We start from the raw sequence: 21,434 nt of genomic DNA on the forward strand, positions 1-21,434 counted from the left end.
CAATGCAGCAATTGAACCCTTCGGAAATCAGTGAACTCATTCGGGCTCGCATCGCCTCCTTCGAGGCCAAGACCGAAGCCCGTACCCAGGGCACCGTCATCAGCCTGAACGACGGCATCATTCGTGTCCATGGCCTGAGCGACGTCATGCAGGGCGAAATGCTCGAGCTGCCCGGCGGCCTCTACGCCCTGGCCCTGAACCTGGAGCGCGACAACGTCGGCGCCGTGGTGCTGGGCGACTACAGCGGCGTCAACGAGGGCGACCCGGTCAAGACCACCGGCAAGGTCATGGAAGTGCCGGTCGGCGAAGCCCTGGTCGGCCGCGTGGTCAACGCCTTGGGCCAGCCCATCGACGGCAAGGGCCCCATCAACACCCCCTACAGCTCGCCGCTGGAGAAGATCGCGCCCGGCGTGATCTCCCGCAAGAGCGTGGACCAGCCGCTGCAGACCGGCGTGAAGGCCATCGACGCCATGGTGCCGGTCGGCCGCGGCCAGCGTGAGCTGATCATCGGCGACCGCCAGACCGGCAAGACCGCGGTGGCCGTGGACGCCATCATCAACCAGAAGGGCACGGGCGTTATCTGCGTCTATGTGGCCATCGGCCAGAAGGCCTCCTCGGTGGCCAACGTGGTGCGCAAGCTCGAGGAGCACGGCGCCATGGAGCACACCATCGTGGTGAACGCCAGCGCCTCCGAATCCGCCGCCCTGCAGTACCTGGCGGCCTACTCCGGCTGCAGCATGGGCGAGTACTTCCGCGACCGCGGCCAGGACGCCCTGATCGTCTATGACGACCTCACCAAGCAGGCCTGGGCCTACCGCCAGATCTCCCTGCTGCTGCGCCGTCCCCCGGGCCGCGAAGCGTACCCCGGCGACGTGTTCTACCTGCACTCGCGCCTGCTGGAGCGCGCCGCGCGCGTGAACGCCGAGTACGTGGAGCGCTTGACCAACGGCGAAGTGAAGGGCAAGACCGGCTCGCTGACCGCGCTGCCCATCATCGAAACCCAGGCCGGCGACGTGTCCGCCTTCGTGCCCACCAACGTGATTTCCATCACCGACGGCCAGATCTATCTGGAAACGGACCTCTTCAACGCCGGCATCCGTCCGGCCATCAACGCCGGCCTGTCCGTGTCGCGCGTGGGTGGCGCCGCCCAGACCAAGATCATCAAGAAGCTCGGTGGCGGCATCCGTCTCGACCTGGCCCAGTACCGCGAGCTGGCTGCCTTCGCGCAGTTCGCCTCCGATCTGGACGAGGCGACCCGCAAGCAGATCGAGCGCGGCAAGCGCGTGACCGAACTGCTGAAGCAGGACCAGTACGCGCCGATGAGCGTGGCGGAAATGGCCGTGTCGCTCTTCGCCGCCAACAGCGGCGCGCTGGATGACGTGGAAGTGAGCAAGATCCGCGATTTCGAGAAGGCCCTGCAGGGCTACATGAAGTCCAGCCAGGCGGCTCTGATGAGCGAGATCAACGAGAAGAAGGATCTCACCGACGACATCAAGAGCAAGCTGGAAGCCGCGATCAAGAACTTCAAGGCGAGCAGCGCCTACTAAGGGGGATTGCCGTGGCCGGAAGCAAGGAAATCCGCAATCAGATCCGAAGCATCAAGAATACGCAGAAGATCACGCGGGCAATGGAAATGGTGGCCGCCAGCAAGATGCGCCGCGCGCAGGAACGCATGCGCGCGGCCCGTCCCTACGCGGAGAAGATCCGCCAGGTGATCGGTCACCTGGCGGCAGCCCACCCCGAGTACCGGCATCCCTTCATGGAAGAGCGGGAAGTCAAGCGGGCCGGCTTCATCATCATCACCTCCGACAAGGGTTTGGCCGGTGCCTTGAACACCAACGTGCTGAAGGCGGCGGTGACCGAGATCCGGCAGTTGAACGACGCCGGGGTCGAGGTGGATCTGGCGGTGATCGGCAACAAGGGCCTGGGCTTCTTCCGCCGCGTCGGCGGGCGCCTGGTGGCCGAGCTGAACGGCGTGGGCGACGCCCCGCACCTGTCCCAGCTCATCGGGCCGGTCAAGGTCATGCTGGACGCCTATGCGGAAGGCCGCATCGACCGGCTCTACCTGATCTACGCCAAGTTCATCAACACCATGAGCCAGCGCGCCACGGTGGAGCAGCTGCTGCCCATCCAGGCGGAGAGCATGCCGGAGCGCAGCGCGCCCTGGGACTACCTGTACGAGCCCGATCCGCGGCCCGTGCTGGAAACCCTGCTGACCCGCTACGTGGAGTCGGTGGTGTTCCAGGGGATGACCGAGCACGCGGCCAGCGAGCAGAGCGCCCGCATGGTGGCCATGAAGAGCGCCTCGGACAATGCCAAGAAGCTGATCGGGGAGTTGCAACTGGTCTACAACAAGGCCCGCCAGGCTGCCATTACCCAGGAAATTTCCGAGATCAGCGCCGGCGCCGCCGCCGTCTAGGCCTGCCGATTTAAGATAGTAATGAGGATGACCCCATGAACGAAGCCGTAAACACCGCAAGCAAGTCGGGACACATCGTTCAGATCATTGGTCCGGTTATCGACGTGGCTTTCCCGCGCGAGAACGTGCCGAATGTGATGGACGCCCTGAAGATCAACGAGAGTGGCCTGACCCTGGAAGTGCAGCAGCAGTTGGGTGATGGCGTGGTGCGCGCCATTGCCATGGGCCCGACCGAGGGCATGAAGCGCGGCCTTGAGGTGACCAACACCGGCGCCCCCATCTCCGTGCCGGTCGGCAAGGGCACCCTGGGCCGCATCATGGACGTGCTGGGTGATCCGGTGGACGAAGCCGGCCCGGTGCAGACCGAGCAGCGCGCCTCCATTCACCGCAAGGCGCCGGCCTATGACGAACTGGCCGCCAGCACCGAGCTGCTGGAAACCGGCATCAAGGTGATCGACCTGATCTGCCCCTTCGCCAAGGGCGGCAAGGTGGGCCTCTTCGGCGGCGCCGGCGTGGGCAAGACCGTGAACATGATGGAGCTGATCCGCAACATCGCCATCGAGCACAGCGGCTACTCCGTGTTCGCCGGCGTGGGCGAGCGTACCCGCGAGGGCAACGACTTCTACCACGAGATGAAGGACTCCAACGTGCTGGACAAGGTGGCCCTGGTCTACGGCCAGATGAACGAGCCGCCCGGCAACCGTCTGCGCGTGGCGCTGACCGGCCTGACCATGGCCGAGTTCTTCCGCGACGAAGGCCGCGACGTGCTGCTCTTCATCGACAACATTTACCGCTACACCCTGGCCGGCACCGAAGTGTCCGCGCTGCTGGGCCGCATGCCGTCCGCCGTGGGCTACCAGCCGACCCTGGCCGAGGAAATGGGCCAGCTGCAGGAGCGCATCACCTCCACCAAGACCGGCTCCATCACCTCCATCCAGGCGGTGTACGTGCCCGCCGACGACTTGACCGATCCGTCCCCGGCGACCACCTTCGCCCACTTGGACGCCACCGTGGTGTTGAGCCGCCAGATCGCCGAGCTGGGCATCTACCCGGCCGTGGATCCGCTGGATTCCAACAGCCGTCAGCTGGATCCGCTGGTGGTCGGCCAGGAGCACTACGACGTGGCCCGCAGCGTGCAGAAGGTGCTGCAGCGCTACAAGGAGCTGCAGGACATCATCGCCATCCTGGGCATGGACGAGCTGTCCGAGGACGACAAGCTGACCGTGGCCCGCGCCCGCAAGATCCAGCGCTTCCTGTCGCAGCCCTTCTTCGTGGCCGAAGTCTTCACCGGCTCGCCCGGCAAGTTCGTGTCCCTGAAGGAGACCATCCGCGGCTTCAAGGGCATCGTCGCCGGCGAGTACGACCACCTGCCCGAGCAGGCCTTCTACATGGTCGGCACCATCGACGAGGCGGTCGAGAAGGCCAAGAAGATCCAGGGCGCGGCATAAGGAGTAGCTATGGCCATGACTATCCGGGTGGAAGTCGTCAGCGCGGAGCGGAGCATTTTCGAGGGCACGGCCGAGATGGTGGTCGTGCCGGCGGAGATGGGCGAAATCGGCGTGCTGCCCCGCCACGCGCCGCTCCTGTCCCGGCTGCGGCCGGGCGAGGTGCGGGTCAAGAACGGCGAAGACACGGAGTATCTCTTCGTCAACGGCGGCATCGTCGAGGTGCAGCCGCATCTGGTCACCATCCTGTCGGACACGGCGGAGCGGGCGACGGATCTTGACGAGGCCAAGGCGCTGGAAGCCAAGCGGCTGGCCGAGGAGCGCATGGCCGGCAACACCAGCGACATCGACTACGCCAGGGCCCAGGCCGATCTGCTCGAGCAGATCGCGCGCCTGCGCACCATCACCAAGATGCGGGAACGCGGCCTGCTGAAGTAGGCCGCCGATGCGTTGCCGATGAGATTCCGGGCTCCCTCACAGGAGCCCGTTTTTGTTTCGAGGTCAGTCCATGCACGAAGAATCCCCCGTCCAGATCGTCGTCCTGGCCGCCGGCCAAGGGACCCGCATGCGCTCGCAGCTGCCCAAGGTGCTGCATCGCATCGCCGGCCAGCCGCTGCTGCAGCACGTCCTGAATAGCGCCCGGGCCTTGCAGCCCAGCGCCATCCACGTGGTCTACGGCCACGGTGGCGAGCAGGTGCGCGCGGCCATCGCCGATCCCGCCATCCACTGGGTGCTGCAGGACCGCCAGCTGGGCACCGGCCATGCGGTGCAGATGGCCGCGCCACACTGCGCGCCCGACGGCCGGGTCCTGGTGCTCTACGGCGACGTGCCGCTGCTGCGTCCGGAGACCCTGCGGGCCTTTCTGGACGCGGTACCGGCGGGTTCGCTGGGGCTCATGACCGTGGTGCTGGCGGAGCCGAGCGGCTACGGCCGCATCGTGCGCGATGCCCAGGACAGCGTGGAGCGCATCGTCGAGGAAAAGGACGCCGATGCCGAGATCCGCGCCATCCGCGAGGTGAACACGGGCATCATGGTGCTGCCGGCGGCCCGCTTGGGCGACTGGCTGGCACGGCTGGAGAACGACAATGCCCAAGGCGAGTACTATCTGACCGACGTGGTGGCGTTGGCGCGCCGGGAGGGCCTCGGCATCGCCGCCTACATGGTGGCCGATCCCCTGGAGGTGGCCGGCGTCAACAATAAGGCGCAGCTGGCGGAGCTGGAGCGCGAGTATCAGCGCCGCCGGGCCCAGGCCCTGATGCTCGACGGCGTGCTGATCGCCGATCCGGCGCGGGTGGACATCCGCGGCGAGGTGGAGATCGCCCCGGACGTGCGCCTGGAGCCCAACGTGATTCTGGAGGGCCGGGTGCGCATCGGCGCCGGCAGCGTGATCGGCATGGGCGTGCTGCTGCGCGACGTGGAGATCGGCGAGAACGTGCAGGTGCTGCCCTACTCGGTGGTCGAGGAGGCGCGGATCGGCGACGGTGCCCGCGTCGGCCCCTTCGCCCGCGTCCGCCCTGGCACCGCGCTCGATAGCGGGGTGCACGTGGGCAACTTCGTGGAGGTCAAGGCGAGCCGCATCGGCCAGGGCAGCAAGGCCAACCACCTGAGCTACATCGGCGATGCCGAGATCGGCGCCGGGGTGAACATCGGCGCCGGCACCATCACCTGCAACTACGACGGCGCCAACAAGCACAAAACCATCATCGAGGACGACGCCTTCATCGGCTCGGACACTCAATTGGTGGCGCCGGTGCGCGTCGGCCGCGGCGCCACCATCGGCGCCGGCAGCACCATCACCCGCGAAGCCCCGGCGGGCGAGCTCACCCTGAGCCGCGTGCCGCAGCGCACGCGCACGGGATGGCAGCGCCCGAAGAAGAAAGCCCTGGGCGACAACTGAGGCCCGCGTGGCTCAGCGAGCGGGGAAGGGGTTCCATGCTGCGCTGCGTCGGCCTTGGCGCAATCGCGAGCAAGCTCGCTCCTACAACATAGCTGGATCCGCGCCGATGTCGGCCGGCACGGGGCGTAGGAGCGAGCTTGCTCGCGATGCGCTGTTCAGGGAAGATGTGAGAGGCAGAGGCGGGATGTGGCTTTGCTGCGCGGTGGGTATTTGAAATGCCCGGCACCCATCGCAAATCGTTCGTCACCGGCATCGAGGAAAACACATGTGCGGCATCATCGGCGCGGTCGCCAAGCGTAACGTCGTTCCCATCCTGATCGAGGGCCTGCACCGGCTGGAGTACCGCGGCTATGACTCGGCCGGCCTGGCCGTGCTGGACGGGCAGGGGCTCACGCGCCTGCGCCGCCTGGGCAAGGTGGCGGTGCTGGAGGAGGCGGTGCTGGAGGCGGACCTGGCCGGCCACACCGGCATCGCGCATACCCGCTGGGCCACCCACGGCGTGCCGAGCGAGCGCAACGCCCACCCGCACCTGGCCGCGGCGCGCATCGCCGTGGTGCACAACGGCATCATCGAAAACCACAAGCAGCTGCGCGAGATGCTGGAAGGCGAGGGGGTGGTCTTCGAGTCGCAGACCGACACCGAGGTGATCCCGCACCTGATCGAGCGCGGCTTGCGCCAGGGCCTGTCCCTGTGGGAGGCCTTCCGCACGGCGGTCAACCATCTGGAAGGGGCCTACGCCCTGGCCGTGCTGGACCGCGAGGCGCCCGGGCGCCTGCTGGCCGCCCGCCAGGGCAGCCCGCTGCTGCTCGGCGTCGGCGTCGGCGAGCGCTTCGTCGCTTCCGATCCCTCCGCCCTGATCCCGGTCACCAGCCAGTTGGTGGACCTGCACAACGGCGATCTCCTCGACATTCAGGCGGACCGGCACGAGATCTTCACCCGCGACGGCGAGCCCGTACACCGGCCCATGCGCATCAGCCAGCTGGACGCCAGCAGCGTGGACCGCGGCGAATACCGCCATTTCATGCAGAAGGAGATCTTCGAGCAGCCGGTGGCCATCAGCCGCACCCTGCACGAGCGCCTGCCGCTGGACGGCGCGCCGCTGGCGCTGGGCCGGGAGGTGCTGGATCTGCTGCAGGCGGCCCGCGCCATCCGCATTCTGGCCTGCGGCACCAGCTACCACGCCGGCCTGACCGCCGCCTACTGGTTCGAGGCCATGGCCGGCCTGCCGTGCCGGGTCGAGGTCGCGAGCGAGTTCCGCTACCGGACGACGCAGCCTCTGCCGGGAGAGCTGGTCATCGCCATCTCGCAGAGCGGCGAGACCGCCGATACCCTGGCTGCCGTCCATGATGCCCGGGAACGCGGTTTTGCCGGGATCCTGGCCATCTGCAACGTGGATGAAAGCAGCCTGGTGCGCAGCGCCGATGCCAGCCTGCTGACCCATGCCGGCCCGGAGATCGGCGTGGCCAGCACCAAGGCCTTCACCACCCAGCTGGTGGCCCTGGCCCTGCTGGTGCTGGCCCTGGCCGAGCGGCAGGGCCCGCGCCCGGAGCTGCGCCAGGCGTTGCGCAGCCTGCCGGCGCAGGTGGAGCAGATCCTGGCCGCCGACCAGGCCATCGAGGCCCTGTCCGCCCTCTTCGCCGACAAGCAGCATGCCCTCTTCCTGGGGCGCGGCATTCATTACCCCATCGCCCTGGAAGGGGCGCTGAAGCTGAAGGAAATCAGCTACATCCACGCCGAGGGCTATCCCGCCGGCGAACTCAAGCACGGGCCCCTGGCGCTGGTGAACGAGGAGATGCCGGTCATCGCCGTGGCCCCCAACGACGCCCTCTTGGAGAAGCTGCGCTCCAACCTGGAGGAGGTGCGCGCGCGCGGCGGCCAGCTCATCGTCTTCGGCGAGGAGGGGGCGGTGGACGGAGACGGCATCCGCGTTCACAGCATGCCGCCCTGCCATGCCTTTATCTCGCCCATGCTCTATATTGTTCCCTTGCAGCTGCTGTCCTATCACGTGGCGGTGCTGAAGGGCACCGACGTGGACCGGCCGCGCAACCTGGCCAAGAGCGTGACGGTGGAGTAGGCCGGCCGCTGAGGCTCAAGTCTTCGAGTAACTGCTCCCCGGCTTGGGAGTCGAGCACGTTTCGAGCTTTGCGCCACATGCTTGTGGCATGCTGATGATCGTGCATCCGGTGGTTCCACCAAGTGTGCCGCGGCGTCGAGAACGTTGCTCGCCCGGAAACCGCCGGTTGAACGGCCTGTTGAAATCTGGCGACACTAATCCAGGGAAGCGAGTATCGCTGCCCGCACGGCGGCGTGTTCGCCCAAAGCTGGGTCCAGGCGGATGCGGAGATCGGGAAAGGCGCTTTCGGCCTCGGCCAAGCGCATCGGAATGTCGCGTGCCAGATGCTCGCCCACGGCCAGGAAGAGTGGCGTCACGCGGACATCGCAAAGGCCGCGGGCAGCCGCCTCGCCAAGGCAATCGAGCAGAGTCGGCGTGGCGAGTTCGAGATAGGCCAGCCAGATCCGGCGCCCCGGGCTTCGCTGGCGCAACGCCTCGGCAAGGCGTTCGAAGCTGGCGCACCAGCGCGGGTCGCGCGAGCCGTGGGCGAGCAGGATGTGGGCACGGGCGGCGGTCATGGCGCAATCCGGCCTTGCCGTGCCCGTGCCAGCCAGGGAGCATAGAGCCGGCGGGCGATCTCATGCAGATGGCCGGCGCGGGTCTCCAGGTCCTGCTGCATGGTCGCCGGGCTCTGCACGGCGGGGTCGCGACTGGCGAGGTCCGCTGCCATTTCGCCGCACCAGTCGCGCACCATCTCAGCCGTGATTTCGGGGTGGCATTGGAAAGCAAGCACGTGCTCGCCGATGCTGAAGGCCTGGCGTTCGCAGTTTTCGTTACGCAACAGATGCACGGCGCCAGGGGGCAGACTGAAGGCCTCGCCATGCCAGTGAAACAGTTCGAAGCGCCGGGGCAGCTCCCGTAGAAAGGGGCTGTCGGCGCCGGCCGGGGTCCGTTCCACTGCATGCCAGCCGATTTCCTTGACCGGATTCGGACCCACCGTGCCGCCCAAGGCCTTGCTGATGAGCTGGCCGCCGAGGCAATGGCCGAGCGTGGGCAGGCCGGCCGCCACCGCTTGGCGGATCAACGCCATTTCCGGCGCGAGCCAAGGATACGCCTGTTCATCGTTGACGCTCATCGGTCCGCCCATCATGACCAGGGCGCGGATGCCATCCAGGTCGGTCGGCAACGCTTCGCCGAGATCCAGCCGCAGAATGCGAAAGGGCAGATCGTGTTCGCGCAGCAGCTCACCGAAAAAGCCCGGACTTTCATGCTCGGCATGTTGCAGGATCAGAATTTCAGACACCGGTACTTTCCCTCTGAGTCAGAAGCCAGTCGACCGCCGTGGCGAAGTCGTCGGCGATTTGAGCGGGCCGGATACGCGGATCTTCGGCATCGGCCGGACGGAACTTGCCGGTGCGTACCAGGATGGCGGAAATGCCGGCCTCCTGCGCGCCTTGAATATCGGCCACGAGATCATCGCCGATCATGATGGCTTGTGTCGGCTCGGCGTGCAGCTGCCCGAGCACGCTGTCGAAAAAAGCCTTGGCGGGCTTGCCGAGCACCTCGGCCTCGACCCCGGCGGCCTCCTCCAGGGCGCGAAGGGTCCCTGGTCGAGGGAGAGGCCATCCACATCCTGAAAATAGCGGTTGCGCCCCATGGCGAGCAGGGGTGCGCCCTGCAGCAGCAGGCGAAAGGCACTGTTCAGCCGCCCATAGCTGAAGCTGCCGCCGGCATCGCCGACCACCACGGTATTGGGTTTTTCCTTTGGAATGCCGTCGAACTCGGGCAGGAGATGGGGATGCACCAGCAGCATGGGCCGCAGACTGCCGGCCAGCAGCCGCGCGCGCGTGGCAAGCGGGGCACTGGCAATGGTGTTCTCGGCAATCGCGAAACCCATCTGCTGTAGCTGCGCTGCGACTTGAGCGCGGGTGCTACGCGTGGTGTCGGTGAGAAAGCGGCAGGACAGGCCCGCCGCCTGGAGACGCGCCAGAGCTTCCCGCGCACCCGGGAGTGGCTGAGCGCCACTATAGAGCACGCCTGCCAGATCGATGAGCACGTGCCGTATGATCCTCATGACTCTCCATGGGCCGGTGCCGGGCTTCAGGCTTGGGCCTGCATGGCCGCCGGGATCGCGTCCGGATCGAACCAAGCCAAGTGGTCGGCGAGCGCCGTGACCGCGCCGACCACGAGAATGGCGGGGCTGCCCAGCCCGGCGGCGCCCAGGGCCTCGGGCAGATCGGCCAGCGTGGCGCTCACCTGACGCTGGGCACGAGTGCTGCCCCACTGCACGGCCATGGCCGGAGTGTCCGGTGCACGCCCTCCCATGATGAGCCCGGCGACGATTTCAGGCAAGTGGCTTACCCCCATGTAAATGACCAGAGTATCGGCGCCTTGGGCCATCCTGCCCCAATCGACTTTGGGCGCGTTCGGCGCCTCGTGGCCGGTGACGAAGGCCACCGATTGGCTCAGGCCGCGGTAAGTCAGCGGCACGCCGGCATAGGCGGCCGCCGCCATGCCGCTGGTGATGCCCGGCACCACCTCGAAGGTGATGCCGGCGGCGCGCAGGGCCATGCACTCCTCGCCGCCGCGCCCGAAGATGAAGGGGTCCCCGCCTTTGAGCCGCACCACCGCCAAACCCTGACTTGCCGCGCGGACGAGTTGCGCCTGGATCGAGATCTGCGGCGTGGAAGCCTGGCCGCCGCGTTTGCCGACATCCACCAGCCGAACGCCGGGCCGCGCGTGGGCCAGAATTTCCGGGTTCACCAGGGCATCGTAAAAGATGATGTCGGCTGCCTGGATCCGGCGCAGGGCCTTCAGGGTCAGGAGTTCGGGATCGCCGGGTCCGGCACCGATGAGAGAAACCGTGCCTGCGTGCATCACGAAACTCCTTGGGCGACGGGTGCCGCCGGCAACAGCGAGTAGGCGGCCTGCGGACTGGAAGCCCGACCGCTCAGACAAAGGATGGCGGCGGCCTGATCCGCCAGCGGCACGGGCAGGGGCAGGCGGCCGGCCAGTACCGCTTCGGTAAAACGGCAGGTGGCGCCGAGGCTGGCGTCGGCGGGCAGGGCGGACAGTGCTTTCAGCGGCGCGCTGTCCTTGTCGAAGAGCAGCTCGGCGCGCCCGGCGCGCACGGCGATCAGCGCCGGACGACGTTGGGGATGGGCCACCGGTTCGCCCTCCGTGCCGCGAAACAGGAGTGCGTTGCGCCTGCTGGCCTCGAATACGGCTTTCAGCCGGTTCAGATAGGGCGGATGGGTGACGGCCGCCACCTGCAAGGCCGGGCCGGCGAAAGGGTTGAAGAGCTTGGCCACGGTATGAGCGCTGGAGCGCACCCCGAGGCGCTGACGCAGGGCCAGCATGCGCGCAAGGCCGGGATACAGTGCATCGATCGGTGCATAGGCCAAGCCTCGGCTTTCGAGTTGCTCGGAAATGTCGCCGCGGCTCTCGGACGGTGCGTGGCCCAGGGCCGTCAGGATGGTGCCGGCGCTCAGGCGCCCGGCTGGGCTGTGATCGGTAAGCCGCGCGGCAGCGGGATCGCTGATGCCGCCATAGCTGCCGTGCAGCAGCACCGGCGCGCCCGCGCGGGCCAGGACCAAGGCCAGCAGAGGCAGGAGGTTGGCAGCGCGCCGGGCGCCGTTGTAGGCGGGCAGCAGCACGGGCAGGGCAGCGCTTCCGGGCCGGGGCAGAGCGGGCGCGCTGGCCTCCAGGGCCGCGACAAAGCCCAGCAGTTCGTCCGTGCTTTCACCTTTGATGCGGTAAGCGGTCCACAGCGCGCCCTGCTCCAGTGCCGGCAGTTCGTCCGCCAGCCAGGCGGCAAAGAGGGCTTCGGCTTCTTCAAACGGCAGGTCGCGGGCGGCATTGGCGCCACGCGCCACATCGCCAAGCATTTGCGTCCAGGTCCTCATGAGGCCACCCGCATCTGCAGCAGTTGGCTGATTTCTGGCCGGCAGGAACCGCACTGGGTGCCGGCGCCGCAGGCCTTGCCCACCGCCTCGAGCGTGTTCGCGCCCGCGGCGATGGCCCGCAGGATGACGTCTTCCGAGATGCCCAGGCAGTTGCATACGGCGCGGCCCCCGGGCGCACCCCGCCAGTTTTGCGGCACCTGCGGGGCGAAAAGCAGGTGCCGGAAGCGGCGCACGTCCTCACCCGAGCGCATCAGCGATTGCAGCCAGTCGAGCGTAGCGTCCTCGCCGATCAGGCGCGCGCCTTTCAGGCGGCCCCCTTCCAGCAGCACGCGCTTGAACACCCCGCGACGCGGGTCCTGATAGTCGAGGCTTTCCGGGTGGTCGAGCCCGGCCGCGGCATCCAGGGCGGCCAGCAGGCTGCCATCGGGCAGGGCATCGTCGGCCAGGCGCAGCAGCAGTGCCGGATCAGCCTCATCATCAGCAAGGCGGCTCAGGGTGGCGAAGGGAAGGGCCCTGGCGAGCTGCTGCAAGCGACGCAGGCGGGCCGGTTCGTCCAGCCGGCACAGCAGCGCGCCGGTCCAGGCAAAGACCGCCGGTTCCACGCGCACCGCCGCATGCTTGAGCTCGGGCTGCTTGGATACCGGATCGAGGGCCGGCAGGGTCAGGACGTTGGCCATGCCGCTTGGGGCGAAGCGGCTGCCAAAGTGCATGGGCAGAAACACCGTGCCGGGCTGCTGAAGCGTGCTGTGCCGAATCCGGACGACCACGCTGCCGCGCCGGCTCGTTATCCGGGCGAGGCTGCCCTCGGGCAGGCGGCCGGCATCCGATGGATGGATATCGAGCAGGGGTTCCGGGACGTGCCGGAAGAGGCTCGCTACCTGCCCCGAGCGCGACAGGGTGTGCCACTGGTCGCGCAGCCGCCCGGTCGTGAGACGCAGGGGATAGCGGGCGTCGATCTCCTCGGCTACCGGGGCATAATCCGGCGCGAGAAAGCGTGCCCGGCCCGAAGGGGTGGGAAAGATGCCGTCCGTGTAAAGGCGCGCCTGGCCGCGTGTCGCGCCCGCGGGAAAGGGCCATTGCTGCGGTCCCTCGCGATCGAGCAGCGCCAGGCTCAGGCCGCTGATGTCGAGATCGCGCCCGCGCGTGGTCTCGCGGTACTCCTGGAAGACGCTTTCGGCATCCGGAAATTCGAACAGCCGCTGAGCGAGCTCAGCGTGGGAGCGAGCTTGCTCGCGAGCTGGATCCAAGTCTTGGCCGCGCGCTTCGCGAGCAGGCTCGCCCCCGGCTGCGTCCAAGGCCTTTCCGAGCGCCAATGCAAAATCGCGGAAGATCTGCCAATCCGGCCGCGCCTGGCCGGGCGGCGGCACGGCTTGACGCAGATGGCTGATGCGCCGCTCGGAGTTGGTGACGATGGCCTCGCGCTCGCCCCAGCTCGCGGCGGGCAGGATCAGATCGGCATATTCGCCGGTCTCGGTCGGATGGTAGGCGTCCTGCACCACCACGAACTCGGCGGCCTGAAGCGCGCGGACCACCTGCTGCTGATCCGGCAGGCTCACCACCGGATTGGTGCAGGCGATCCACACCGCTTTGATCTCGCCGCGCTCGATGGCCTCGAAGAGTGGCACGGCGGTCAGGCCCGGCTCGGGATGGATGGCCTCGATGCCCCACAGGCGGGCGATCTCGGCGCGGTGCTCGGGATTGGTGATTTCGCGATGGCCCGGCAGCAGGTTCGGCATGCCGCCGACCTCGCGCCCGCCCATGGCGTTGGGCTGGCCGGTGAGGCTGAAGGGGCCGGCGCCGGGACGGCCGATCTGGCCGGTGGCCAGATGCAGGTTGATGAGCGCGGTGTTCTTGTCCGTGCCGTGGGCAGACTGGTTGAGGCCCTGGCACCAGAGCGACAGCGCCGCGCGCGCGCGCCCAAAGCACAGGGCCGCTTCGCGGATCAGGGCCTCGGGCAGTTCGCACAGCTCCGCGACCTGCTTCGGGGTGTATTCCTGCACTCGCTGCTTGAGCGCCGCCCAGCCCTCGGTATGGGTCCGAATGAAGTCGCGGTCGATCAGATCGTCCCAGACGAGGATATGCAACAGGCCATGCAGCAGGGCGACGTCGGTGCCCGGCTTCAGGGGCAGATGGAGGTCGGCGATGCTCGTGGTGGCTGTTTTCCGCGGATCAGCGACGATGATCCTGAGATCGGGGTTTTGGACTTTGGCGTCCTCGATGCGGCGGAACATGACGGGATGGGCGTAGGCCGGGTTGGCGCCGATGATGAAAATGCAATCGGCGTGCGCGATGTCCTCGTAGCAGGCCGGCACGCTGTCCATGCCGAGGCTGGCCTTGTAGCCGGCCACCGCCGACGCCATGCACAGGCGCGAGTTGGTGTCGATGTGATTGGTGCCGATCAGGCCCTTGGCGAGCTTGTTGACCACGTAGTAGTCCTCGGTGCTGAGCTGGCCCGAGACATAGAAGGCCACGGCCCGCGGGCCATGCGCGCGCATGATCTCAGCAAAGCGCTTGGCCGCCAGCCCGAGGGCTGCGTCCCAATGCAGCGGCCGTTCCTTGCCTTGGCGGTCACGCCGCAGGGGCCGGGTCGCGCGGTCGGGCGCGTGCACGGTCTGGTGCAGGGTGCGGCCCTTGGTGCAGAGCCGGCCGAAGTTGGCCGGGTGGTCGGGATCGCCGCGCACGCCGAGGATGCGCCGGCCGTCGTGCTGGATGATCACCCCGCAGCCGGTGCCGCAGTAGGGACAGATCGATTTGGTTTCCTGCGGGATCGTGGATTGCGGCGCCGCGTTCATCGTTTTGCCTCTCCGGAATCCGCTCAACTCTTGGCGTCCAGCGACAGGAAGATCCGCCCAGCCTCCACCTTCACCGGATAGGTCTTGACGCAACCCACATCGGGCGGCAGGGCCTCGCCCTTGCTCAAATCGATCTGCCAGTTGTGCAGCGGGCAGAAGACGATCCGGCCGGATACATAGCCCTCCGACAGTGGCCCGCCGCGATGCGGGCAGCGGTTTTCCACCGCGAAGAGTTCGTCGGCCTCGTTGCGCAGCAGCGCGATCTGGCCCCGCGGGGTCTCCACGTAGCGCCCGCCCAGCGGCGGAATTTCCGCCAGGACGCCGATTTCCATCCAATTCATGCAGTCATTCGGTGTTGCCGTCATGGCGTGCTCCTCCTGTTCCGTTACGGCGCCACGCGCGCCAGCGGCTCGGCATGCACGTCCAGGTGGCCCTCGATCGCCGCGGCCCAGGGGTCCCGTTCCTGAGCCAAGGCAAAATCCAGTGCCTCGGCCAGCCGCCGACGGTTGGTGGGATCATCCACCACCCGCACCTTGATGTGCTCGAGGCCGACCCGCTCCACCCAGGGGGCGGTACGCTCCAGGTAGTGTGCCTCCTGCCGATAGAGCTGCAGAAAGGCCTTGGTGATCTCGATGGCCTCGGCGTTGGTCTTCACCTTGCACAGCAGATCCGCGGCCCGAACCTTCATGCCGCCGTTGCCGCCGATATAGATCTCCCAGCCCGAGTCCACGCCGATCACCCCGACGTCCTTCACCGTGCTCTCGGCACAGTTGCGCGGGCAGCCCGAGGCGGCGAGCTTGACCTTGTGCGGCGCCCACATGCCCTCCAGGGCGCGTTCGAGTTCGATGCCCATGCGCGTGCTGTCCTGGGTGCCGAAGCGACAGAACTCGGTGCCGACGCAGGTCTTGACCGTACGCAGCGACTTGCCGTAGGCGTGGCCCGAGGGCATGCCGAGTGTCGCCCAGATGGCGGGCAGGTCTTCCTTTTTGACGCCCAGCAGATCCAGGCGTTGGCCGCCGGTGAATTTCACCATCGGCACCTGGAACCGTTCGGCCACCTCGGCGATGCGCCTGAGCTCGGCGGGACTGGTCACGCCGCCGTAGATGCGCGGGACCACGGAATAGGTGCCGTCCTTCTGGATGTTGGCGTGGGCGCGCTCGTTGATGAAGTGCATCTGCGGGTCGTCCAATCCCTCGGCGGGCCAGGCGGTGCGTACGTAATAGTTGACCGCCGGGCGGCAGGTGGCGCAGCCGCCGGGATGATTCCAGTTGAGATATTCGAAGACTTGGCGCGCCGACAGCAGCTTCTCCGCCACAATGGCCTCGCGCACCTCGTCGTGGGTCAAGTCGGTGCAGCCGCACAGCGGTTTTTTCTTCGGCGACTGGTCGTAGACGCCACCGAGTGTGGAGGCCAGCAGCTGCTCCACCAGTCCGGTGCAGGAACCGCAGGAGGAGCTGGCCTTGGTCTGCTGGCGGACTTCTTCGAGGGTAAAGAGACCCTGTTCGCGGATAGCCTGCACGATCGTACCCTTGCACACCCCGTTGCAGCCGCAGATCTCGGCACTGTCGGGCAGGCTCGCCGCCTGATCGTGCCCGGCATGGCCGGCATCGCCCAGATGGGTCTCGCCGAACAACAGATGAGCACGAATTTCACCGATATCATGATTTTCGCGCAGCAACTGAAACAGCCAGGGGCCGATGCTGGTGTCGCCATAGAGCACGCTGCCGACTACCTTGTTGTCTTTGAGGACCACCTTTTTATAGACGCCGTAGGTGCCATCGAGCAGAGTGATTTCCTCGACTTCCGGGCCGCCCGTGAAGTCGCCGGCGGAGAAGAGATCGATGCCCGTCACCTTGAGCTTGGTGCTGGTGATCGATCCCTCGTAGCGCATGCGCCCGTATGCGGCGAGGTGATTGGCCGCCACCTTGGCCTGCTCGAAGAGCGGGGCCACCAGGCCGTAGGTTTGGCCGCGGTGCTGCACGCACTCGCCCACGGCGTAGATCCTGGGATCGTAGGTCTGCATGGTGTCGTTGACGACAATGCCGCGCTCGCAGTGGATGCCGGCGGCCTTGGCCAGCTCGATGTTGGGCCGGATGCCCACCGCCATGACCACCAGATCCGCCGGGATTTCCTCGCCATCCCGGAAACGCAGGCCGGTGACATGCGTCTCCCCCAGCACCGCCTCGGTCTGTTTGGGCAGGTAAAAGCGCATGCCGCGCTGCGCCAGGGCTTTTTGCAGCAGCGCGCCGCCGACTTGATCCAGCTGGCGCTCCATGAGCCAGGGATGCAGATGCACCACACTCACGTCCATGCCGCGACTGAGCAGGCCATTGGCCGCTTCCAGGCCCAAGAGGCCGCCGCCGATCACCACCGCGCGTCCGCCCTTCGCCGACGCCGCGAGCATCTGCTCCACATCCGAGATATCGCGGTAGGCCACCACACCCGGCAGGTCCCGACCCGGAATGGGCAGCAGGAAAGGATTGGAGCCGGTCGCGATCAGGAGACGGTCATAGGCAGCCTCGATGCCATCGGCGGCGATCACGCGGCGCCGTGCCCGGTCGATCTGTACGATTTTTCTGCCCGCCTGCAGGTTGATGCCATGGTCGTGATACCAGTCCCAGTCGTTGAGAATGGTATCCTCCAGCCGCATCTCGCCAGAGAGCACCGGCGAGAGCAGGATGCGGTTGTAGTTGGGATGGGGCTCGGCACCGAAGACGGTGATCTCGAAAGCCCCGGGCGCCATCTTCAGCAGTTCTTCCAGGGTGCGGATGCCGGCCATGCCGTTGCCGATGAGCACCAGTTTCGCTTTGCTTGCCATGATCCTCTCCAGAATAAAAAGGCGCCGGCCGATTGGAGCAATCAGCGCGACGCCTTTGTCGAGTTCATTCGGCTTACCCGCCCGCCGTTGGGTTGGGGTATGGTCCGGTTGCCAAGGGTTTTGCAATCCTCATGCCAAAAGAAAGGGCCGAAACAGGGAGTTCCGGCCCGCCGATTCGCCTTATTTGGGTGCAGTTGCGCAAACTTGGTGCAGCTTTCGCTCAATCCTGCCGATTCCTGCGACGCAGGGAGTCACGTTGGTGCAGCAGCATGATTTCCGCGCGCGCGCCCAGATAGACGTAGACACCCAGGCCGAGCAGCAATCCGACGACAGCGAAGATCAGCCAAGCCGCTTCGTGCAGGTGATCCGGCTTGTCGATGGCGAACTTGAAGACCAGCATCAACGCTTCGATGGAGATGGCGATCAGGATGGCGGCAATGAAGCGGGTCAAGGTGCGCCGTGTGGTGCTGTGGCGATGTACATCCTTGTGGATCAGCACCTCTTCTTCGAAGATGGTCTTGGCCAAATCGAAGATGGCCAGGGCCAAAGTCAGGAGAATCGTGGCCTGAAAAGGGGCCACGTAGCTTGTGACCATGCTGTTGTTGCTCCAGAGCAGGCCGAGCGTCATGAAACCGTGGTATCCCAGACTCAGGCTGATGATGAACAGGCCGAGAAAAATGGTAGCGTACACGGCCTTGAAGAGCGGCTCAGCCCGCCGCCGGCCTTGATCACCTTCCAACAGTGCGAGCGCCCGCTTGAAATCCACGTCCGCCACCAGGATGCCCAGGAGATGGTTGTCCCGGTCGCGTACCGGCACAGCGGCGGTAAGGCAGATTTCGCCGGTGGCCGAGGACAGGTAGGGGGCGGTCAGGGTGCCGCCATTGTCCGGCAAATGCCGGAAGTAGCCACGATAACTGCGGTCCGTACCCTTGCCCGCGGTGTTGAGCCGCTTGCCGTGTCGGGGATTGACCACATTGTCGCAGATCTGCCGGCCCTCGCCGTCGAGGGCGTAGCACAGATCGAAGAAGGGGTACTTGTGGATCAGGCATTTCAGCGTGCGTTCAAGCACGGCGTCGTCAGCAAAAAGTTCGGGTCGCCCGACGCCTTCCAGCAGAGCCACCAGGAAGGCCGAGAGATCCGGTCGGACCTCGTAATAGCGTTCAAAGGAATTCATAATGCATAGCGCCTCCGGATGAAAATGGAAAACCCCTTTCAGGGAACGCGCCCGAGGCGTTTGGTTCCGTGCCCGTCGATGTATGAAAGTGGCCCGCACATCTCCAACACGCAGGTGCCCGCCGTCGCTCAGCAGCGGATTTTCGGGTTGGAGTCCCGGCGCAGCAATTCCGGTCGATGCAGGGCGTCGACCCCGCTCAGGAGCTGCTTGGCGATGCCTGGCACCTCCAGGCTGTCAAACCCGGGCGACTGTCACCGCGCCCCAGGTGGTGCGCCAGCGCTGCTTGATCGCGGACAAGCCGATCAGGGCCACCGCGGCCAGGACGGCGAACACCAGAAAACCGGCCTGGTAAGTGCCGGTCCACTGTTTGGACAGGCCTAGACTGGAAGCCAAGTAAAAGCCGCCCACGCCGCCGGCCATGCCCACCAGGCCCGTCATCACGCCGATCTCGCGTTCGAAGCGCTGCGGCACCAGCTGGAATACCGAACCGTTGCCCATGCCGAGCGCCAACATGGCGACCACGAAAGCCGCCAGCGCCAGCCAGCGGCTGGGCAGGCCGATGCTGACCAGGGCCAGCATCAATCCCGCGATGATGTACACGAAGCTCAGGGTACGCACGCCGCCGATGCGATCGGCCAGCGCGCCACCCACGGGCCGCACCAGGGAACCGGCGAAAACGCAAGCGGCGGTGAAATAGCCGGCCGTCACCGGGTCCAGCCCGTACTGGTCGTTGAAGTAGATGACCAAGCTGGATGCAAGCCCTACGAAGCCGCCGAAAGTCACGCTGTAAAAGAGCATGAACCACCAGGCGTCCGTGTCCCTGAGCACCGAGAGATACCGCCCCAGGCGTTGCGGCGCGGGCTTGTTGGGGCTGTCTTGAGCGAGGAGGCTGAACACCAGCAAGGTGATGATCAAGGGGATGGCCGCCAGCCCGAACACGGCATTCCAGCCGAAAGCTTTGGCCAAGCCCGGCGCGAACAGGCTGGCCAGCACCGTGCCCGAATTGCCCGCCCCGGCGATGCCCAGGGCCGTACCCTGGTACTGCGGCGGATACCAGCGCGAGGCCAGGGGCAGGGCCACGGCAAAGCTCGCCCCGGCCACGCCGAGCATGACTCCCAGGGCCAGCACCTGGCTGAAGGTGTGCACGCCCAGGCCCAAGGCCGCGAGCAATGCCGCAATCACCACCAGTTGCCCGAGCTGGCCGGTACGCTTGGGGCCGATGTGGTCCACCATCAGACCCAGTACCACCCGCAGCAGTGCGCCGGCCAACACCGGCGTGGCCACCATGAAGCCCTTTTGCGCGGGGCTCAGGCCGAGGTCCCCGGCGATCTGCACCGCCAGGGGCCCGAGCAGCACCCAGACCATGAAGCTCAGGTCAAAATACAAAAAAGCGGAAAACAGCGTCGGTGCGTGTCCTGCCTTGAAAAATTCGCGGTTCATGGTCCTTTCTCCCGAACAAAAAAACGCCAATCCGCGCTTGTCGGATTGGCGTCATTGCCTGTGTGCCCGCACACCATTGCGCAGGCCGCCTGCGGCAGGCCGTCCTGACCTGCCGCTCGAAATTCAGTTTTTCAATTCCTGGGCGAGGATGACAAGCTCCGCCACCTCCACCAGTCGCTTGCCGCGATCCATGGCCATCCTGCGCATGCGCTGATAGGCCTCGGACTCGCTGAAACCGTACTCCTGCATCAGGATGCCCTTGGCGCGATCGATGGTTTTGCGTTCGGCGAGTTGATTCTTCGCTTCTTTGAGCTCGTCGCGCAGGCGCTTGTACTCGGCGAAGCGCGCCGTGGCCACGCGCAGGATCGGCGCCAGATCCTCCGCCTGGATGGCATGGCTGACATAGGCGCTCACCCCGGCGCGCATGGCCTCGCGGATGCTGTCTTGGTCATCCTGGCCGCCCAGCACCACCACCGGCAGCTCCAGCGCCGCGGACATGGCGCTGATTTGCTCCAGCATGGCGCGACCCGGGGCATTGCCATCGACGATAACGACATCCGGGTGCAGACGTTGCAGCCGCACGGCATCGATGTCCACCCAGGTGAGCACATCCATGACCTCGTAGCCCGCCAGATCCAGACTGGCCTTGAGCCCAGCCGCTCGTTCACGCGCGTCGTCAATGATGAGAATGCGATTCACCCAAGCTCCCTTACAGTTGTCGGTCTCCTGTAGCAAGGAGCGGGCCAGTCTGTTTTTGCAAGCGGCTAAAGGGTGCGTGCACCGGCAAGGTGCGTAAAATGGGATGCTCAGGGCGTCGGCGGGCTGGGCGCACCAGCATGGGGCAGCGTACATGCCTCAGAGAAGTCCACATACCCCCGTGTTTTGAAGAACCTGGAGCAGCGGGTGTGGCGGAGTACATGGCTTCACGGGCTGTGCAGCCGTTCTGGCCCGGAGTTCGCCGGGCATGACGCCCGGTTCGGGAACGCTGAGGGTCCCAGATTGTCACGCGGTACGAGCCGTGTGGCCGCTCTTGCATTGGCCTGCGCCTGTCGGGGTATCCGTGGGCGATCGACACGGAAGGGGAGAGGGTTGGGTGACCCGGAAAAGGGCGGCCGCTTGTGCTATATCTTTATTTAAGCCTCTTTTCAATTTCGAGTGGGTAAGCTGGACCTGAGCAGGTACGGGATCGGGTATGACTGACAAGCTGTTTGAGGCTGCCTTGGGGGTCTCTCCGCCGTGGCAGGTGACGGGCGCGGACTTCGATTTGGCGGCCAAGACGCTCACCATCCGGGTGGACTTCATCGCCGGCAGCCGCTTCGCGCTGGCTGGCGTGGAGGGCCAGCATCCGGTTCACGACACCGTCGCCAAGCGTTACCGGCACCTGAACTTCTTCCAGCACGAGTGCTTCCTGGAAGTGCGTGTCCCCCGGGTAAAGCTGCCCGATGGCAGCGTCCGCCAGGTCGATCCGCCGTGGGCCGGCAAGCTCTCGGG

The 21,434-nt window shown here is 66.5% G+C and carries 18 protein-coding genes and 1 pseudogene; 7 read left to right on the forward strand and 12 right to left on the reverse strand.

Annotated elements, in window-relative coordinates; genetic code table 11:
* Window positions 1-2 precede the first annotated feature (2 nt).
* From atpA to glmS, 6 genes are all read left to right on the forward strand, one after another.
* Window positions 3-1,547, forward strand: coding sequence for a F0F1 ATP synthase subunit alpha (atpA, locus tag G579_RS0110310; RefSeq protein WP_028990118.1), 1,545 nt, complete (start codon window positions 3-5; stop codon window positions 1,545-1,547).
* Window positions 1,548-1,558: 11 nt separating this feature from the next.
* Window positions 1,559-2,419: a F0F1 ATP synthase subunit gamma gene (gene atpG, locus G579_RS0110315; protein WP_028990119.1), complete on the forward strand. Its 861-nt coding sequence runs from the start codon at window positions 1,559-1,561 to the stop codon at window positions 2,417-2,419.
* A 35-nt stretch (window positions 2,420-2,454) separates the two neighbouring features.
* On the forward strand, window positions 2,455-3,867 hold the full coding sequence (atpD, locus tag G579_RS0110320) for a F0F1 ATP synthase subunit beta (RefSeq protein WP_028990120.1): 1,413 nt from the start codon (window positions 2,455-2,457) through the stop codon (window positions 3,865-3,867).
* Between the two features lie 9 nt (window positions 3,868-3,876).
* Window positions 3,877-4,302, forward strand: a complete 426-nt coding sequence (locus G579_RS0110325; RefSeq protein ID WP_028990121.1) for a F0F1 ATP synthase subunit epsilon — start codon at window positions 3,877-3,879, stop codon at window positions 4,300-4,302.
* 70 nt (window positions 4,303-4,372) lie between these two features.
* On the forward strand, window positions 4,373-5,761 hold the full coding sequence (glmU, locus tag G579_RS0110330; protein ID WP_028990122.1) for a bifunctional UDP-N-acetylglucosamine diphosphorylase/glucosamine-1-phosphate N-acetyltransferase GlmU: 1,389 nt from the start codon (window positions 4,373-4,375) through the stop codon (window positions 5,759-5,761).
* Between the two features lie 265 nt (window positions 5,762-6,026).
* A complete protein-coding gene (gene glmS, locus G579_RS0110335; RefSeq protein WP_028990123.1) occupies window positions 6,027-7,835 on the forward strand; it encodes a glutamine--fructose-6-phosphate transaminase (isomerizing) in 1,809 nt (602 codons plus the stop codon).
* 194 nt (window positions 7,836-8,029) lie between these two features.
* Here glmS and G579_RS0110340 read toward each other — a convergent pair whose 3' ends face one another.
* The 12 genes from G579_RS0110340 to G579_RS0110395 all read right to left on the reverse strand — a co-directional run bounded on the left by G579_RS0110340 (window position 8,030) and on the right by G579_RS0110395 (window position 20,642).
* Window positions 8,030-8,392 (reverse strand): sirohydrochlorin chelatase, encoded by a 363-nt coding sequence (locus tag G579_RS0110340; protein ID WP_028990124.1) that lies wholly within the window; start codon window positions 8,390-8,392, stop codon window positions 8,030-8,032.
* Complete coding sequence (locus G579_RS0110345; RefSeq protein ID WP_028990125.1) at window positions 8,389-9,117, reverse strand: type 1 glutamine amidotransferase; 729 nt, start codon at window positions 9,115-9,117, stop codon at window positions 8,389-8,391. Before G579_RS0110345 ends, G579_RS0110340 begins: the two co-directional genes overlap by 4 nt.
* The gene (locus tag G579_RS19355) at window positions 9,110-9,376 is read right to left on the reverse strand and encodes an HAD hydrolase-like protein (RefSeq protein WP_028990126.1); all 267 of its coding nucleotides are present in this window, start codon (window positions 9,374-9,376) and stop codon (window positions 9,110-9,112) included. The genes G579_RS0110345 and G579_RS19355 overlap by 8 nt, the downstream gene beginning before the upstream one ends.
* Window positions 9,298-9,870, reverse strand: coding sequence for an HAD family hydrolase (locus G579_RS17030; protein WP_211218715.1), 573 nt, complete (start codon window positions 9,868-9,870; stop codon window positions 9,298-9,300). The genes G579_RS19355 and G579_RS17030 overlap by 79 nt, the downstream gene beginning before the upstream one ends.
* 44 nt (window positions 9,871-9,914) lie before the next feature.
* Window positions 9,915-10,691, reverse strand: a complete 777-nt coding sequence (cobA, locus tag G579_RS0110360) for a uroporphyrinogen-III C-methyltransferase (RefSeq protein WP_028990127.1) — start codon at window positions 10,689-10,691, stop codon at window positions 9,915-9,917.
* A complete protein-coding gene (gene ybiB / locus G579_RS0110365) occupies window positions 10,691-11,719 on the reverse strand; it encodes a DNA-binding protein YbiB (RefSeq protein ID WP_028990128.1) in 1,029 nt (342 codons plus the stop codon). Before ybiB ends, cobA begins: the two co-directional genes overlap by 1 nt.
* Entirely contained in the window at window positions 11,716-14,511 is a 2,796-nt protein-coding gene (locus tag G579_RS0110370; RefSeq protein ID WP_028990129.1) for a nitrate reductase, read from the reverse strand. Before G579_RS0110370 ends, ybiB begins: the two co-directional genes overlap by 4 nt.
* A gap of 23 nt (window positions 14,512-14,534) precedes the next feature.
* Window positions 14,535-14,876: a nitrite reductase small subunit NirD gene (gene nirD, locus G579_RS0110375; protein ID WP_230973835.1), complete on the reverse strand. Its 342-nt coding sequence runs from the start codon at window positions 14,874-14,876 to the stop codon at window positions 14,535-14,537.
* 20 nt (window positions 14,877-14,896) lie between these two features.
* Window positions 14,897-17,329 (reverse strand): nitrite reductase large subunit NirB, encoded by a 2,433-nt coding sequence (gene nirB / locus G579_RS0110380; RefSeq protein ID WP_028990131.1) that lies wholly within the window; start codon window positions 17,327-17,329, stop codon window positions 14,897-14,899.
* A gap of 220 nt (window positions 17,330-17,549) precedes the next feature.
* Complete coding sequence (locus G579_RS0110385; RefSeq protein WP_028990132.1) at window positions 17,550-18,503, reverse strand: PDC sensor domain-containing protein; 954 nt, start codon at window positions 18,501-18,503, stop codon at window positions 17,550-17,552.
* Between the two features lie 234 nt (window positions 18,504-18,737).
* The gene (locus tag G579_RS0110390; RefSeq protein ID WP_028990133.1) at window positions 18,738-19,943 is read right to left on the reverse strand and encodes a nitrate/nitrite transporter; all 1,206 of its coding nucleotides are present in this window, start codon (window positions 19,941-19,943) and stop codon (window positions 18,738-18,740) included.
* 123 nt (window positions 19,944-20,066) lie between these two features.
* Window positions 20,067-20,642, reverse strand: a complete 576-nt coding sequence (locus G579_RS0110395) for an ANTAR domain-containing response regulator (protein WP_028990134.1) — start codon at window positions 20,640-20,642, stop codon at window positions 20,067-20,069.
* A 493-nt stretch (window positions 20,643-21,135) separates the two neighbouring features.
* Between G579_RS0110395 and G579_RS0110400 the strand changes: the two are divergent.
* Window positions 21,136-21,434 (forward strand): annotated as a pseudogene (locus tag G579_RS0110400) (ISL3 family transposase); the annotation flags it as partial.

This window comes from Thermithiobacillus tepidarius DSM 3134 (assembly GCF_000423825.1).
Taxonomy (GTDB): Bacteria; Pseudomonadota; Gammaproteobacteria; order Acidithiobacillales; family Thermithiobacillaceae; genus Thermithiobacillus; species Thermithiobacillus tepidarius.